This is a genomic window from Psychrobacter sp. 72-O-c (genome assembly GCF_904846605.1).
Taxonomy (GTDB): domain Bacteria; phylum Pseudomonadota; class Gammaproteobacteria; order Pseudomonadales; family Moraxellaceae; genus Psychrobacter.
Genome location: NZ_CAJHBI010000026.1, coordinates 21,430 through 38,919, shown reverse-complemented (window position 1 = coordinate 38,919; position 17,490 = coordinate 21,430). Strand labels below are relative to the sequence as shown.

Genomic DNA, 17,490 nt, shown 5'->3' with positions numbered 1-17,490 from the left:
TACTTTTGACGTCAGAAGTTTCGCAAGTGCTGCTATTCACTGACTGGTTTTCCAGCCAAAAATTGTTTGACTACCGCGACTGTCGTAATGGGATCTTCTTCATGTGGCACGTGTCCTAAGCCGTCGAATATTTTGAGCTGACTGTTACTGATATCTCGATGAAAAAGAGCAGCGTTTTCGACTGGAATAAGGTCATCCTGTGCACCCCATAAGATCAAGGTTGGTATGACCAACTGCTTGATTTGCTCTGGATTGGCCGCGCTATCAGTCTCTTGCAAGCGCCGACTAAGCGCTTGGCGATTGCCTTGGCGCAATGTCAAATCATAGTAGCGATCAACCAAAGCCTCATCGACTTTGCTATCATTTGCATAAACGCTCAGAACGCTCTTTTTAACGACATCTCGGGGCAATACACGATTTAAGATAGGCGTTAACACAGGATATTTTGCGAGCTTAAAACCAATGGGTACGCTTTTTGGCGTGGCCGGATAGCCAACTGAGTCGATCAATATCAGTTTTTCCACGTACTCAGGATATAAGACGGCTGTACGCCAAGCAATTCCCCCCCCCTAGTGAGTTGCCTGCCAAAATGACTCGATCTAAACGCAACGTATCTAGTAGCTCTACAACAAAAGCGGCGTAGTTAGCGCTAGTGTACTCTGTCGTCTTATCAATATATGGCCCGGTCAAACCAAAGCCAGGCAGATCCATACTCACCACACAATACTCATCGCTGAGCTGCGCTGTCCAACCTTCCCAAGTATGCACGCTTGCTGAAGTACCATGTAATAAAACCATAATTTCTGGTAGTTTTTTACCAGATTTAACCGCATTATCGATCATCGGTCTACTACGATAAACCTCACATTGTGCTGACTGCACTACGTGAACTTGCATGCCTTGTACATCTATAAACTCACTATTAGGCAGTTGCCATTGTTTTAACTCAGCAACACTGCGATCAGGCGCCCAAAAAAATGCCAGTGTAGCGACTACTATGGCAAATATACTTATGCAAATATAGAAAGCAACTTTTACTAGACCTGGCATCATTTTAATTAAATCCATTTAATTATATTTGATTAATTTGCATAGCTAAATATTATTGATACAGCAGTCATAACAACGCTTATAATAGCAGCAAAAAAATGAACAGCCCCAAGCGTTGTTAACTGACAAGTACAAAACAATCAAACCTATGCAAAAAACCCGATGTCCAGCTATAGCGCAGACATCGGGTTTTTACATTAATTATTGCAATACTGGATTAATCAGTCATTAGAGTAAAAAGAAATACGCCCATAATCCGACCACAAAGGTGGCAATGATATTAAGTATCACACCAGTACGTATCATCTCTGACTGCTTGATAAGCCCTGTACCAAAGACAATCGCATTTGGCGGAGTGGCAACCGGTAGCATAAAGGCACACGAGGCACCAATACCAATAATCATTACCAATACGGCAGGCGGTAGACCCATTTGCTCAGCAATAGCCGCAAAAACGGGTACTAATAGAGCAGCAGAAGCGGTATTAGAGGCAAACTCCGTTAAGAAGATAATGAATGCCGCTACTGAAAGCACCACTAAGATAAGCGGTGCAGATGACAGCCCATTGGCGACTGCTTGCCCAAGAACCAAGGAGGCTCCTGAGACTTTTAGAACCGTTGATAGCGCAATACCACCACCGAACAACATAAGTACGCCCCAGTCAGTGTTGTCAGAGACCTGTTTCCATGACACCAAACCTAAGCTGACCACTGCTGATGCTGCTAACAATGCGACAATGGAATCGACATCATCGACATTAAGCGCTGCACCGATTTTTTTAGAGAGTATCCAGCTCAACGCGGTTATAATAAATACGATAATCGTCAGTACACGGGGTTTATTCCATGCAATAGGCTCATCTTCGTTGAGCGTGACCTGACGATTGAGATTGGGTTTAAGGAAAAGATACATTGCGCCCAATAATAGTGGCAACAGCACCAACATCATGGGAATACCAAACTTCATCCAATCAACAAAAGCAATATCAAGCGCTTTGGCAGCAATCGCATTAGGCGGTGAACCAACAATCGTACCCAAACCCCCAAGATTAGCAGAATAGGCGATACCTAATAGCACAAACACGAAAGTGCCACGGTCTTTTTCACGGTCAACCTGCGTTAAAATACCCAACGCCAATGGCAACATCATCGCCGCAGTGGCCGTATTCGATATCCACATCGATAAAAATGCAGTCACCCCAAATATCAAAAATACTGCGGTTCCAAGATTGCCACCTGACATTGATAAAATCTTGAGCGCAATTTTTCTATCCAATTTCTGCACATGCAACGCTGCCGCTAACGCAAAACCACCAAAGAACAAATAAATAATCGGGTTGGCAAAACTTTGTAAACCGATTTCGGCATCGAAGTCTGGTATACCAATAAGTGCCCCTATTACGACGACCAATATCGCGGTAATAGTCACATGCACCGCTTCAGTCAACCACAACACGCCAATAAAGAATAGCAGGGTGAGGCCTTTATTGGCACTGATATCGTACGGTAGGACGTTGTAAATAATCATACTGATAATCGCAGCTATTGCCACTACTATTAGCCCTTTACCAGTGCCCTTTGGGAAGGTATCGGTAAATAAATATTCGTTGCCATCATCAGGAAGATGGCTGTCTAATTTCTGCTCTGACATAAAATATCCTTCTTGTGTCCAAGAACAGTGATAAAAATTATAGGGGGTAAAGATAAATTTTAGCCATTAGCAATAGCTTTATAACGGCCCCACCAAAATACGTCGTCATCATAGCAGGAATATTCTCCGCTCGAATGCTTTTTACAGTGTTCTCAAAAAACCTTATTATCAATATGTCTTTATCATTACCTGACTGTAATAACTTACCTCAACTGGTCAAATCAGGATGGTATATTGTTACATACCGTCACTAAACAATCGCACATCGTCCCTGTACAACTAGTGATCGATATCACATACTCAATGGGGTAACCTAAAGGCATTAGTCAACTAACGCTTATAGACTTTAATTAATAATATTACCATTGGAAAGTTAATAAAAACAAACAGGAGTAACTCATGTCAAACGACAACAAAACTGACGCTACCACCAAAATGGCACCAAGAGATATTAATCAAGACGGCCTTGCTAAAGAAGACCAGCAGCGTACCGACGATTCAGCGCTCGATATGATGCAAGGTCTACACGAACACGAAGATCATAAAGAAGACGAAAAATAGTCTATCTAATGACTTAGCCTATTTAAGAAAGCCACAACACGAATTTATAAAGTATAAAAAAAGCGCTTATCAATTTGATGAGTGCTTTTTTCGTCTTGGTTGTCGCTTCTCAGGTAAATTATCTGACGCATAGTTGTATATAACAGCAGACATTAACACAATAATGATGGGTAAAAATAACGCGCCATAGCCAACTTTGGCATACAAAAATGCACCCACTGCCCCGCCACCGCAAAAGCAATACCAAATGATAGCCTGAAAGCCAAGGGTAGGTTTACTGATGCGGCGACCTGCCAGCCAGTTACCAATCGCTGCGCCCATGTCGGATGTCAAACCCGTCAAATGGGTCGTACGTATGACCGCGCCGCTATACGTGGCAACCATAGCGTTTTGTAATCCACAGGCCATTGCCGCTGCTAACTGTCCTAGATAATCATGCTGCTGATATAAAAAGTAGCTGATCAATAGCAATGCTGCCTCAATATACAGCGCGCGACCATAGCTTTTTCCCAGCTTTAAAGAGGTTTTCCCAATGACAAACCCACTTAATATCGCCCCTGCCAAAAATGACAATAACGACGCGCCAATATATAAAATACTGCGAGCATCAAAATGCGCGATGGCAGCTGAAAACAAACTGACATTACCAGTGACATGCGATACGGACAGGTTGGTAAAGCCCATTAACGCAGCAGTATTAACGCAGCCGGCACTAAAAGCCAATACCGCGCCACCCCACAGTATCCATTTCGGTAGTTTGGTTATCATATCCGCCGCCTAATAGCTCATCATCCGAAAAAGCCTACAGTATAACTGAAAAAGGTTATAACGAAAAAAGACAGCCGATTGGCTGCCTTTCTCCTTATTTATATATACAAAAACATATAACAGTGGGCGGTTAAGTATTAGTAATTAATTACCAGCTGCCAACCACTCAATCTATTTATCTTGTTCATCTAGCATCATTAATTGCTCACTGATGGCCACAGTATTAAAGCCGGCATCAACGAACATAATTTCCCCAGTGATACCAGACGCCCATGGCGATAGCAGGAAGAGTGCGGCATTACCCACTTCCATTTGGCTAATATTACGCTGTAATGGTGCGATTTTTTCACTGATATCGAGCATTTTACGGAATGACTTAATACCGCTAGCCGCAAGGGTACGGATAGGCCCTGCTGAGATGGCATTAACGCGAATACCTTCACCACCCATTGATGTCGCTAAATATCTTACACTGGCCTCTAGACTGGCTTTTGCCATACCCATGACATTATAGTTTGGCAAGACTGAAATGCTGCCTTCATAAGTCAGAGTTAGCATAGAACCGTGACGCATTGCTAGCAGCTCGCGGGCTTCTTTGGCCAACGCCACAAAGCTATAGCTTGAAATATCATGGGCAATTTGGCTGCCTTCGCGAGTAGTAGCACTGGTAAAGTCACCATTGAGCTGATCCATCGGAGCAAAGCCAATCGCATGTACCACGCCATCAATACCGTCACCCCAATGCGCCGTTACTTGCTCAAAACAGGCAGCAATAGAATCATCAGAGGCCACATCACACTCAAGTACCAGATCGGCCTCGAATTTTTCGGCGGCCATATCCACACGCTTTTTAATTTTATCGTTAGGATAAGTTAGGATTAAAGATGCTCCTTCACGATGCAGCGCTTCAGCGATAGCCCATGCAATAGAGAGTTTGCTGGCGATGCCGGTGACGACAAAGCGTTGTCCTTGGAGTAGCATAATAGTTCCTTGTGGATCGATCGAATATATGCAATTTATATTCGATATGATAAATAAACACTGCTAAATTGCAGAAAAATAAAGCGATAAAAAGATGTCTCATTATACACGAATCAAATTAAGTAAACAGTCGTAAACTATTATAGGTAATTATGAACAATCGCTGATTAAAGCACTTAGCCTTGTCCATAACGGTATGAAGTTGGGCAAAGTTCACGTATAATCACAGCCCTTCCCAGCTTGCACAATTTTTATAAGAATCCTTTATAACCGTTGTTTATAAACAAGGATTTAGCGTTAAGCTACACCCACATTTTGGATGGCTGCCAAACTTATGAGTAATACCCCAACCATAACATCAGATTACCAAGAGAGCATTGAGTCCTATCGTCAACTGATTACTTCAACTGGCGAAGACTTAGAGCGCCCAGGTCTTGGAGATACTCCCATGCGCGCGGCAAAAGCTTTTGCTCACTTGACCAAAGGCTATCATCAAAGCTTGGATAAGGTTGTCAACGACGCGTTGTTCCCATCGACCAATCGTGAGCTGGTACTGGTACAAAACATTGAATTTTATTCGTTATGTGAGCACCATATGCTGCCCTTTCATGGTATCGCACATGTGGGCTACTTACCAAACGGGCAAGTATTAGGCTTATCAAAATTTGCTCGTATCGTAGATATGTTTGCTCGTCGCTTACAGGTTCAAGAAAACTTAAGCGAGCAAGTTGCACAGACCATTATGGATGTGACCGGCTGTCGCGGCGTGGCGGTAGTGATGGATGCGTCTCACATGTGCATGATGATGCGCGGTGTCAGTAAGCAGCATACAACCACACGTACGACCGCTATGCTAGGTGAATTTGTTCATGATAATCAAGCACGTATGGAATTTTTGAGCGCGATACCTAGACGGCAACCGGCATTTTAATTGTTAAAAAAATAAAACAAAAAATAAATTCAAGGATGCGTGAGCGTCCTTTTTTTTGGTTAATTTTTAAGTCTATTTGACTGTTCTTGACTCTCTTACAAACTGTTTAAAAGTCATTGGTCATTATCAAAAACTTTAACTCTAATAAGAATATTACTGGTCTCAGAAATAAATCTTAGAGCTTTTTAAAAAAATAGACTGGCTTTATTACTGTCGCTAAATCTGTTTTTAGGCGTAATTAGGCTTCTCTACTTTAGTAAACCAAGCGTCGCAATAGTCATTTCTAATGGAGTTGAAGCATACGCGTATACCTTCATCATCCATTGTGACATACCAACGATCATCATTGCACCCTGTCAACAATTCAAAGTATTCTCCGCTTACAAACTTGCCTACAATGTAGGTCGTTCCTGCTACGTAACAATCATTACCGTCCGTGCACAGGAGTTCATCTCCAGTCTTTATCATATTTTTTCTCCAATTTGTTTAGTGAATAGGCATTTGTGTCATGCCACATCGTCACTGATATTGACAATGTGACATTAAATGTCGTTATCCGTAAAACGGAGGCAATCATTAATTTATAGGGTCTATATAATCGAATAGGGCCACTATAGAAGTATAGAGTACGCCAGTTGCCTGTAGAAACAAATTGAGAAAGGGTTGAGCGGTCGAAAATTCGTGCTTAGCGGGATATTGATAAAGAGTGCTGAGGACGCACTAAGTTACTCCATTCTGGTCGGCACCACCGCCACCGCAGAGCGCTGACAAAAAAAATCGCTCACCATGTTGGTGATTAGACACCGGTGAGCGATCTCTGATTACAATCAAATAAAGTTTAACTGGCAGATTTTACTTCGTCAATCCAGTTGCCGTAACCTTCCTTTTCCATCTGCGCTAGCGGAATGAAGCGCATTGCTGCTGAGTTCATGCAATAGCGCTTACCTGTGGGTGCTGGACCGTCATCAAATACGTGACCCACGTGCGAGTCAGCGTAGCGGCTGCGAATTTCAGTACGGGTTGAAAAGAAGCCCCGATCTGCCTTTTCAACTACCATATCAGCGCCTAACGGGCGAGTGAAACTCGGCCAGCCAGTTCCAGACTTGAATTGATCGCGAGAAGAATATAGCGGCTCACCCGATATCACGTCTACATACAGCCCAGGCTCTTTGTTATCCCAATAGGCATTTTTGAAAGCGCGCTCGGTACCATCTTCCTGAGTAACTTTATACTGTATGTCACTGAGTGACTTTTTAAGCTCAGCTTGTCCCGGCTTTACAAACGTATCTGGATTGAAGCCTGCACCTGCTTTAGTACTTACTTTAGTGCTTAGAGCATTACCTGAGACTTCCTGCTTTACGCTGCCAGCGGTAGGTTTAAACTGGCTAAAATCCAGCTCATAGTTTTTACCATATACGCTTTCGATAAACTGGTAGCGACCAGAATTAAAGGTGTAATATTTGTAGCGTAGTGGATTCTTCTTATAGTAATCCTGATGATACTCTTCCGCTGGGTAGAAGGTGCTAGCAGGAACAATCTCAATTACCACCTTCTTGTCATATACCCCAGACTCTTGCAGAGATTGCTTGGCGGCTTCAGCGGTCTGCTTTTCTTGCTGGTTGTTATAAAAAATAGCCGGGCGATACTGAGTACCACGATCTACAAATTGACCTTTATCATCGGTCGGATCTGCGATGCGCCACAAGGCTTGCACTATACCCTTATAGCTGATCTGCGTCGGATCATAATATACTTGCGCAGCTTCAGTATGACCAGTGCCGCCTGCCGATACCGAGTTATATGTTGGGTTTTCGGTCTGACCACCAGCATAGCCCGAGACCACTTCTACTACGCCAGGTATTTTCTCATAACCAGCTTCCACACACCAAAAACAGCCACCAGCCACTGTAGCCACAGCCAAATTTGGGTCGGTGGGCGCATAAGGGTTGTCAACCGTAGGGCCTTTCACAGTAGGACTAATTTCAGTAGTAGAGGCAGCACAGCCTACGTAAAGAGCACTGCTCGCCACTATGACCGTACCAACGACTCTAGCTTGTAATTTGAAATTCATAAAAATTTCCTAAAAATAATATTATCCATATATCATAACCTCTCGGTATCACCGAAACATTCCTATATTGTTATATATGTTTACAATGCGTTATATCATTTAAGTTTAACTTATAAAACTACGAACGGTGATCAAGTAGACTGAAAAGACAATATAGGGTCGTTGCGATAAATATTGAATACTTAATAAGCGAAGCTCAGCTTAGTTATTTTATCTTTCATAAGAGATAGATTGGTTAAGTTTTCTCTTATTTAGGCCATGGTACTTGCTTGCAACAAACGCTTGGCATAAGGGTGCTGCGGGTGATTAAAGATGTTTTCGGTACGTCCTGATTCAACACACTCACCATCTTTTAGAACCATGATATGCTGGCACAACGCGCGCACTACCTTTAAATCATGACTGATGAACACGTAGCTTATCTGCAACTTTTCTTGAATTTCACGTAGCAGATTAACCACTGTTACCTGTGTGGTACTGTCGAGCGCGGATGTGGGTTCATCTAATATCAGTAAACGCGGTTGCATGACCAATGCTCGCGCCAATGCTACCCGTTGACGCTGACCGCCCGATAGCTCATGCGGATAACGATGAGCAAACTCCAAAGGTAAATGTACAGTTGTCAGACTATCCACGACGGCTTGCTGACGCGCCACCTTACCGAATCCTTGTACGAGTAGCCCTTCTTCAACAATCTGTAACACCGTCATGCGCGGATTTATACTGGCAAATGGGTCTTGAAATACCATCTGAATCTGCGAGCGAAACTTGCGCAGCTCATTTTTAGGCAAGGCCTTTATATCTTGCCCATTGACAACTATCTGCCCACTAACACGCGCTTGAGTACCAAGCAGCTGACTTAACGCCAGCGCTATAGTGGTTTTACCTGAGCCAGACTCGCCCACGATACCGAGCGCTTGTCCTGTCTGTAAGGCCATGCTCACGTCTTTTACAGCATCGAACCAGCGCTTCGTGCCGCCAAATAAGCTTTTTTCTATAGAAAATTGCACTTGCAGGTTTTTCACTTCTAGCACTGGCACATGATTATCTTTAACCACAATATCAGCTAAATCTAGCGCTGCGCCAAAGTTCTGTTGCATCAGCGTGCGGGTGTAGTCGGCCTTAGGCTGGTGAAAAATTGCTGAGGTATTACCTTCCTCAATGGTCTGTCCTTGGCGCATAACGATAATCTCATCGCTATAACGGCGGACAATATTAAGGTCATGGCTGATTAAAACCATCGCCATATTATGCACACGCTTGAGGCTATCTAACAGCGCTAAAATCTCATGCTGCAAGGTTATATCAAGAGCAGTAGTAGGCTCATCGGCAATCAGAATATCTGGCTTTTGTGCTAGTGCCATAGCGATCATCACCCGCTGGCGTTGACCCCCTGACAGCTCGTGCGGATAGCGGCTAAGCTTATCAGCGGGATCAGTAATATTAACGTCATTTAGCAAAGCGATAGTTTGTTCGCGCCATTGTTTCTTAGATACGCCGCTGAGACGTAACGATTCAGCGATTTGCTTGGCAACGGTATGGAGTGGGTTTAGCGCGGTCATTGGCTCTTGAAATACCATGCCGATACGCTGACCACGAATGGCCTTCAGCGCCTTATTTCGGGCGCTACTACTATTACTACCATTGGCTATTGATAATCTACCTACTTCTTCCAGCTGCACGTTGCCACTAACGATGAGACTCTCTGGTAATAAGCCTAATAGTGCCAGACTGGCAATAGATTTTCCCGATCCGGATTCACCAACGATAGCCAACGTTTGACCTTTTTTAAGTTGATAAGACAGCTTATCAACTAACGGTATGCCTGCAGTAGTAACAATGCTCAGCTGATCGACTGTTAAAATTGTAGAAGCTTGTTCGCTGGTACTACTTTGATGTCGTTCATTATTTTGTTTAACGGTCGTTGTCATATTAAGAGCGCCTCGGATCAAACGCATCACGCAGCGCTTCGCCAATGAAAATAAGCAGCGATAAAATAAAGGTCAAACTAAAAAATCCTGACAAGGCTAGCCACGGCGCATCAAGGTTGTTTTTTCCTTGTACCATCAGCTCACCAAGAGACGGCGAACCAGGCGGTAGACCATACCCTAAGAAATCTAACGCCGTCAGCGCAATGATATTGGCAGTCAAAATAAATGGCAATTGCGATAAGCTCGACGCCAAGGCATTGGGTAGTATATGCCTCATCATGATTTGACTGTCTGAAACGCCAAGATTACGCGCTGCACGGACGTAATCAAAGTTACGAGCGCGTAAAAATTCTGCTCGAACCAAGCCAACCAATCCCATCCAGCCAAACAACAGCATCAACGCAAATAACACAGTAATACTGGGACTAAACAAGCTGACCAAAATAATGATCATAAACAGCTGCGGCATGCCGCCCCACACTTCCATAAAACGCTGACCTGCTAAGTCGATCCAGCCGCCATAATAGCCTTGAATGGCACCGGCGATAATCCCGATAATGGCCCCAGCTATGGTCAGTGCCAAGCCGAATAGTAAGGACACCCGCATACCATAGAGTATCCTCGCCAGCACATCACGCCCCATATCATCAGTGCCCAGCCAATTCTGGCTATTTGGCGCTGCTGGATATGGAAGACCCAGCTCAACGTTGGGCGTCTGATCGGCAAATGGAATGAGCGGCATCACATAATAACCCTGCGCATTGATTAATTCTTGTACCGCAGGATCTTTATAATTGGTCTCAGTCTCAAATATGCCACCAAAAGTCGTCTCAGGATAAGCCTTCAATACCGGTATATAATAATCGCCCTGATACTGTACCAATAGCGGCTTATCATTGGCAATCACATTGACCGCCATACAAATTACGAACACCACCGTAAAAACAACTAAGGAGATCACTCCAAGACGATTATCACGAAAACGATCTAGTCGCGCCTGCCAAACAGGGTTTAAGTGGCGTTTTTTTTGTTTGGCTAGATTGGTTTCTGGGGTCTGGGGTGGTGTAGAGTCAGGAAGTTTAGAATCAGCGTGCTTACCATTTAAAGGAATAGAGTTTGAAGACTCAATAGAAGACTCAGCGTTAGAAGGGGTCTGATGATTCGACATTAGCGCCCCTCAAAATCAATACGGGGATCAATCAAATGGTAGCTTAAATCACTGATTAGCTGTAATAGCAGCCCTACTAAAGTAAAGATAAACAGCGTACCAAAAACTACTGGATAATCTCGTTGCTGAATGGCTTCAAAGCCTAACAACCCTAACCCATCAAGCTTAAAAATAATCTCAATTAAGAAGTTTCCAGCAAAGAAAATACCAACAATAGCTGCGGGAATACCGGCGATAATAATCAACATAGCATTACGGAACACATGACCATACAAAACTTGCCGCTCGCCTAAGCCTTTCGCGCGCGCAGTGAGCACGTATTGTTTACCCAGCTCTTCTAAAAAGCTAAACTTAGTCAGATAAGTCAGGCCAGCGAAGCCGCCAACCGTACTTGCTAGTAACGGCAACGCCAAATGCCAAAAGTAATCTTTAATCTTACCAATCGCTGATAGCTGATCAAAATTCTCTGAGGTCAGTCCTTGCAAAGGGAATAGATTCCAATAGCTGCCACCTGCAAAAAATACCAATAAAATCACAGCAAACACAAACACTGGTATCGCATGCCCTACTGCAAGTAGCATGGCAGTCGCCTTGTCAATCGCTGATCCATGATGCATAGCTTTATAAACACCTAACGGAATGGCTATTAAGTAGATTAATAGCGTACTCCACAGCCCAAGCGATATGGATACTGGCAGCTTTTCTATAATCAACTCTGTAACCGACTGCCCTTTAAAGAAAGACTCGCCAAAGTCTAGACGGGCATAATTCTTTAGCATTAGCCAAAAGCGTTCTGGCGCTGATTTATCAAAGCCATATTGAGCATTGATTGCCGCGACCATATCCTCTGACAGTCCGCGCGTCCCTTGATAAGTACTGTCGTTACCACCTGAACTGCCCGCTCCTATATTGCCATTGAGTGCATTATCTTTAGCCCCTTGTTCAATCAGTGCCAACTGCTGCTCAACTGGACCACCAGGCGCGGCTTGTACAATAACGAAGTTCGCCAGCAATATCAAAAATAGCGTTGGCAATATCAGCAGCAACCTTTTTAAGATATAACGACCCATAGTGACGACTTCCTAAATAAGGAGAAACAACAGTAATCAAGAGTAATAGCAAACAAAGCCAACGATAAGTAAATACGACAGTGTTAATTTTTAGAACTGCACTTTAAAACAAACTTTAGAAGTTGTTTTTTAGCTCGCGTAAAGCTGCAAACACCGTTAGTGGTTTATCATCATCAAGTTTCATCTTGGCCTCGACCCCAGCTATTACAGTAGGTTCATCCGCGCGCAGGAACACATTTACTGCTCGCTCATGCTCTACCGTTACTGGCAATGTTGGGATACCTTTCGACGTCTTTTCTTCTGCTTGCAACAACGTGTGCTGCATGGCTGCATTGTTCGGCTCGATAGACAGACCAAAACGCAGATTACTAGCGGTGTACTCATGCGCCGGATAATATAGTGCGTCAGCTGGCAGGCCATTCAAGCGCTTAAAGCTGGCATATAACTGCTCGATAGTACCGGTAAAGACTCGACCACAGCCGCCACTAAATAGCGTGTCACCGCAAAAGCAATGCTTCTGCCCGTCAACATCTAAAATATAGGCCATGTGGCTAGCAGTATGCCCTGAAACGTCCCATACTTGTGCTGAACAGCCCCAAGCGCTAACAGTACTACCGTCTTTAATAGTCTGGTCTTCATCGACAGTGTGTTCACTATGTGCGACAAGATGGGTCATTGGGAAGTGCTCTTGTAGCTCAGCCACGCCACCAGTATGATCGTAATGATGATGAGTCGTCCAAATCGCTATCAAATCTAGCTCCTGTGCTTCTAGATATTCGATGACTGGCGCTGCCTGACCGGGATCAATGACGATGGCTTGCTTATTACTGTCGTTAATCAATGTCCAAATATAATTGTCATTAAATGCTTTAATGGGATGAATTTGAATACTCATACTGAATCCTTATTAGAAATTATCTTTATTGAAAGCTATATTATTAGAGGCTTTATTTATTAAAGGTTGTCTTTATATTCATATAAGAAACTTAACCGCGCAAGCTTATTGACCTAAATACTTATTGACACGTGCCTCTGCCTGTTTATCAACCCACCAGTAGTCAATCCCAACCGCATTGGTTGGCAGCTTGTCTGCATGCCGATATTGATTCCAGTAGGCTACGTTGGTCTCTGACTTACCATATAAGGGGACTAAGTAATGCCCAGCACGTAGCAGACGATCGAGCACTTGGGTATATAAGACAATCTCTTCACGGCTCTCAGCATTACCAAGCGCCTCTACTACCCTGTCAATGGCGGCATTTTTAATACCAATCGTATTATGGTTGCCCACCTCATCTGCAGCAGCGCTACCCCAAAACGCCGCTTGCTCCGCGCCAGGTGAGAGACTCTGAGCAAACACATCAACGGTCATATCATAGTCATAACTACGCATACGTTCATAATATTGTGGACCATCAACTTGGCGTAATGTCGCATCAAACCCCAAGCGCTTTAAGTTACGGATATAAGGAAGCAGCACACGCCCCATAGTATCGCCTGTCATTAATAGCTCTATCTGCGCCAGCTTGCCATCGGGCTGATATAGCATCATATCGTCGTAATAAAATCCAGCATTTAACAGTAGCTTACGCGCCTTTAATAGCCCTTCACGATTAAAACCACCCCCATCACTGGTCGGCATTTGCCATTCATCTAACACGGCTTGACGCTGAATAGGCTCAAGCTCAGATAATAAAGGCGTTAATATTTGCATTTCAGCGGTTGATGGCCTGCCGGTTGCTGCCAGTTCTGAGCCGTGAAAGAAGCTTTGTAAACGCTCATATTGACCGTGGAATAGTGTCTTATTCATCCACTCAAAATCGTACGCGGCTGTTAGGGCTTGGCGGACACGAATATCTTGAAAAATAGGCCGCCGCATATTCATAATCAGCGCTTGCATAGGTACTGGATTTTGGCTGGTTATCGCTTCTTTATTAATCATTCCGGCTGTTACCGCTGGGAAATTGTAACCAGTCGCCCAGTTAGAGGCTTTATTTTCGGGGCGAAAGCGGTATTGACCTGACTTAAAACCTTCAAAGGCAATCTCATCACTTTGATAATAAACAAACTTAATCATATCAAAATTATAACGACCGCGATTCACCATCAAATGACGTCCCCAATAATTGGGGTCACGCACATAGCTTACTGAGCGCCCAGCATCCACTCGTCCTAACTTATAAGGCCCACTGCCCATCAATGGCGTTAGGCTAATCTTTTCAAAACTTTCATCAATAGAGGTTTTGGCAAAGATAGGAAACTGCCCGACGGTAAGTAGAATCTCTTTATTATCACCGGAAGCAAAGATAAACTTTACTTGCTGCTTATCAAGGGCTTGCACTTCTTTAATGTCACCCAAATAGCTGCGTATATACATCGGCCCTTTGGTTAGTAACGCTTCATAAGTGGCTTTAACATCAGCGCTTGTGACCGGTGTGCCATCCCAAAAACGGGCAGCAGGATTGATATGGTAAATAATCCAGCTGCTATCATCAGGGTCATAGGTGACGCCACTTGCCAGCTGCGGATACATAGTAAAGGCTTCGTTTAAAGATCCGGTCATCAAAGTATCATAGAGATAATTGGTCCCAATCATCGCCACACCAGTGGTCATCCACTGATTGGCGCTATTAAAGGTACCGCGCGCATCCAAGGATAACGTACCGCCAGTTGGGGCATCTGGATTGGCATAAGGCATAAAAGGCGCGTCAATATACGCAGCGGTGCTGTTATGTCCGAGCGCTGAAGTAGTAATGGGCGCGGCAATGCTAACAGGCATCGAGTGGATAGCTATACCCAGTAAAAAAATAGGCAGGATGGATTTTTTTAACATAGTGTTTTTATCATTATAGGCACTACAATCATTCTATATATTTGGCTATATTACCAAACTACAAAATTTTATCATAACAAACTTAGCTTTTTTAACCTAATCGTTTGCGAAGGTGAGTATGGCAAATGACTTATTCTTAGAGCACGGGGGCACCTACCCCAATTAAAAAAGGCGCAACCAGTATCAGTTGCGCCCTCCTTTTAGTATTTAAATAGTACCAAAAAACGATGATTTATAAAACATCGAGGCGTTTAACCATGCTGCTTTTCAAAGTCTTTCATAAAGTCTACCAACAGCTGTACCCATTCAAGCGGAATAGCATTGTAAATACTAGCGCGCATACCACCAACATCACGATGGCCTTTTAAATTAAGTAATCCAGCTTTTTCTGATTGCTCTAAAAATACTTTATCAAGGCTGCTGTCTGCTAAGGTAAACGGCACATTCATGATAGAGCGATGCTTATGCGCGACCGGATTACTATAAAATGCGCTGTTGTCGATCGTCTCATACAATAATGCAGCTTTTTGTTGATTGATTTCACCAATCGCAGCAATCCCGCCTTGTTCCTCTAACCAGTCAAAAACCAATCCGGCTAAATACCAAGAGTAAGTCGCGGGCGTATTAGACATCGACTCCTTCTCTGCTTGATGCTCATAGTTAAGCAGCATTGGACACCACTCGCTTGCTTGTCCTAATAAATCGTCACGAATAATGACAATGACTAAACCAGCAGGGCCAATGTTCTTTTGCGCACCAGCATAAATCATTCCGAATTTAGACACATCTATAGGTTGCGACAAAATAGACGACGACATATCAACAATGAGCGGCGCATTGACTTGTGGTGGCTCAAATATTTGTAGACCATGAATGGTTTCATTAGCGCAATAATGGAAATAGGCAGCATCGTCGCTGATATTCCAATCACTTTGCGCAGGGACATCAGTAAAGTTACTATCTTTGCCTGTCGCGACTAAATTGATTTCACCAAGGCCGAGCGCTGAATAGCGCTGAGCTTCTTTGATTGCCTTACTTGACCAAGCGCCTGTGGTTAGATAGTCGCCGCGGCCGCTATTTAATAAGTTTAAGGGAATCGCTGAGAATTGCAAGCTTGCACCGCCTTGCAAGAATAGTACCTTATAGTTATCAGGAATTTCCATCAGTGTACGCAGCTTAGTTTCAGCCTTTTGGGTGACGGCCACATAGTCTTTACTGCGATGACTCATCTCCATTATAGACATACCACTTCCTTGCCAATCAAGCAGCTCCTCTTGAGCACGCATTAGTACTTCAGTAGGTATAGTGGCAGGTCCAGCACTGAAATTAGGTAAGCGGTGAGGAGCAACTTTTGGAGTCGCTTCTGTAGCCATAGTGGGTTTGGTCGTCATTATAAGTATCCTAAACATGATGGAATAATAGGTTTCGTTGCAGTTTTTCTTAAAACGCTTAACATCAGTCTTACTTTTAGCACTTAATCATTATTGAAGCAGTCTTGCAACACGACAGACTTTATACTGGCTACTTTTACGCTTGATTGGATAGCTGCTCCCACAAATCACGTTTAAGACGGGTATCGGCTAGCATCTCATCAAGCGTGGGTACGCTGGAAAGATTAGGGTGCGTTAGTCCGTCAGGCAATTCGGTTAATGCCGCAACCAATACCTCTTCACTTCTACCAATCTTAAAAATATAACCAGCAAGGCTGGCATTGGCAAGCTCGGCAGTATCCATACCCTCACAGATCGGAAAAGAAGTCGTTTCACACGATAGTGATAAGGCCTGATTCATATTGTGCCATAGTTTTTGACTGTCATTATTCAATGCTTGAATATCAACCATCAGCACCCAATTGCCATAGCGCCCACCCTGTAGATCAAACGGCGCGATCTTCTTCAGGCTGTAGTCATTATTATTTTCAGCAATATTATCTTCAACAGTGCTGTTTGGTTTTAGAGAGGTCTTGGCTGATTCTACTAGTGGTGCTACCAACTGCTCTACAGTTGGCTTAACGTCTGTTTGCGTGACAACCTCAGCGTTAGGGGCAACAGGAGCATTAATGGTATTGTTATCAAATTCAGCCGTTGCTGGGCTTTCTGTTACTGTATTTTCTCTTATGAGGCTTTGCTCATCAGGCATATGAGGAACAATGGCATCGACTTCATTATAGTCGACAATAGCAGGTGCTGTATCTGGCACAGATTCTTTAGGTTCGAAGCTTGCGCGCTCACTACTTAGCCCTGATAGCCCTGATAGCCCTGATAGCCCTGATAGCCCTGATAAGTTTGAAGATACGGGTTGATCTACGGTTGCCGAAGGAATATCCGCAACTTTAATAGTTGGCGAGTCTGTCTGTACCCATGGTTCAATACCCATCATCGCCAAAATCTGACGCTGTTGCGTGTGGCGCTGCTGTAAGAGTAGCTGGTCTTGGGTATCACTCATGGATTAGTACTGTCCTATTTAGTGGCCTACT

Annotated in this window: 15 protein-coding genes; 2 read left to right on the top strand and 13 right to left on the bottom strand. The window is 43.8% G+C overall.

Annotated features, from left to right (window positions below):
- Nucleotides 1-32: 32 nt before the first annotated feature.
- The 3 genes from JMX97_RS13915 to JMX97_RS10190 all read right to left on the bottom strand — a co-directional run bounded on the left by JMX97_RS13915 (nt 33) and on the right by JMX97_RS10190 (nt 2,700).
- Nucleotides 33-509: an alpha/beta fold hydrolase gene (locus JMX97_RS13915; RefSeq protein WP_265089455.1), complete on the bottom strand. Its 477-nt coding sequence runs from the start codon at nt 507-509 to the stop codon at nt 33-35.
- Between the two features lie 19 nt (nt 510-528).
- Entirely contained in the window at nt 529-1,053 is a 525-nt protein-coding gene (locus tag JMX97_RS13910) for an alpha/beta fold hydrolase (protein ID WP_265089454.1), read from the bottom strand.
- A gap of 225 nt (nt 1,054-1,278) precedes the next feature.
- Entirely contained in the window at nt 1,279-2,700 is a 1,422-nt protein-coding gene (locus tag JMX97_RS10190) for an SLC13 family permease (protein WP_201557780.1), read from the bottom strand.
- A 399-nt stretch (nt 2,701-3,099) separates the two neighbouring features.
- Here JMX97_RS10190 and JMX97_RS10185 point away from each other — a divergent pair, with 399 nt between their 5' ends.
- Entirely contained in the window at nt 3,100-3,261 is a 162-nt protein-coding gene (locus tag JMX97_RS10185; RefSeq protein ID WP_201557777.1) for a hypothetical protein, read from the top strand.
- Nucleotides 3,262-3,330: 69 nt separating this feature from the next.
- Here the strand turns inward: JMX97_RS10185 and JMX97_RS10180 are convergent, their stop codons facing one another.
- The gene (locus tag JMX97_RS10180; RefSeq protein ID WP_201557776.1) at nt 3,331-4,029 is read right to left on the bottom strand and encodes a YoaK family protein; all 699 of its coding nucleotides are present in this window, start codon (nt 4,027-4,029) and stop codon (nt 3,331-3,333) included.
- Between the two features lie 171 nt (nt 4,030-4,200).
- On the bottom strand, nt 4,201-5,010 hold the full coding sequence (locus JMX97_RS10175) for an enoyl-ACP reductase (RefSeq protein WP_201557775.1): 810 nt from the start codon (nt 5,008-5,010) through the stop codon (nt 4,201-4,203).
- A 334-nt stretch (nt 5,011-5,344) separates the two neighbouring features.
- Here JMX97_RS10175 and folE point away from each other — a divergent pair, with 334 nt between their 5' ends.
- On the top strand, nt 5,345-5,941 hold the full coding sequence (gene folE / locus JMX97_RS10170; protein ID WP_227671550.1) for a GTP cyclohydrolase I FolE: 597 nt from the start codon (nt 5,345-5,347) through the stop codon (nt 5,939-5,941).
- Nucleotides 5,942-6,779: 838 nt separating this feature from the next.
- Here the strand turns inward: folE and msrB are convergent.
- The 8 genes from msrB to JMX97_RS10130 all read right to left on the bottom strand — a co-directional run bounded on the left by msrB (nt 6,780) and on the right by JMX97_RS10130 (nt 17,459).
- Entirely contained in the window at nt 6,780-8,012 is a 1,233-nt protein-coding gene (gene msrB, locus JMX97_RS10165) for a peptide-methionine (R)-S-oxide reductase MsrB (RefSeq protein WP_201557768.1), read from the bottom strand.
- A 251-nt stretch (nt 8,013-8,263) separates the two neighbouring features.
- Nucleotides 8,264-9,943 carry an ABC transporter ATP-binding protein gene (locus JMX97_RS10160; RefSeq protein ID WP_201557763.1) on the bottom strand — a complete coding sequence of 560 codons (1,680 nt, stop codon included), beginning with the start codon at nt 9,941-9,943 and terminating at the stop codon, nt 8,264-8,266.
- A 1-nt stretch (nt 9,944) separates the two neighbouring features.
- The gene (locus tag JMX97_RS10155) at nt 9,945-11,111 is read right to left on the bottom strand and encodes an ABC transporter permease (RefSeq protein ID WP_227671551.1); all 1,167 of its coding nucleotides are present in this window, start codon (nt 11,109-11,111) and stop codon (nt 9,945-9,947) included.
- Entirely contained in the window at nt 11,111-12,181 is a 1,071-nt protein-coding gene (gene yejB, locus JMX97_RS10150) for a microcin C ABC transporter permease YejB (RefSeq protein WP_201557762.1), read from the bottom strand. The genes JMX97_RS10155 and yejB overlap by 1 nt, the downstream gene beginning before the upstream one ends.
- Nucleotides 12,182-12,296: 115 nt before the next feature.
- Nucleotides 12,297-13,076: a hydroxyacylglutathione hydrolase gene (gene gloB, locus JMX97_RS10145; protein WP_201557761.1), complete on the bottom strand. Its 780-nt coding sequence runs from the start codon at nt 13,074-13,076 to the stop codon at nt 12,297-12,299.
- Nucleotides 13,077-13,181: 105 nt separating this feature from the next.
- Entirely contained in the window at nt 13,182-15,014 is a 1,833-nt protein-coding gene (locus tag JMX97_RS10140) for an extracellular solute-binding protein (RefSeq protein WP_201557760.1), read from the bottom strand.
- A gap of 251 nt (nt 15,015-15,265) precedes the next feature.
- Nucleotides 15,266-16,405: a 3-phosphoserine/phosphohydroxythreonine transaminase gene (gene serC, locus JMX97_RS10135; RefSeq protein WP_413786404.1), complete on the bottom strand. Its 1,140-nt coding sequence runs from the start codon at nt 16,403-16,405 to the stop codon at nt 15,266-15,268.
- Nucleotides 16,406-16,541: 136 nt separating this feature from the next.
- A complete protein-coding gene (locus tag JMX97_RS10130) occupies nt 16,542-17,459 on the bottom strand; it encodes a hypothetical protein (RefSeq protein WP_201557758.1) in 918 nt (305 codons plus the stop codon).
- Nucleotides 17,460-17,490 lie beyond the last annotated feature (31 nt).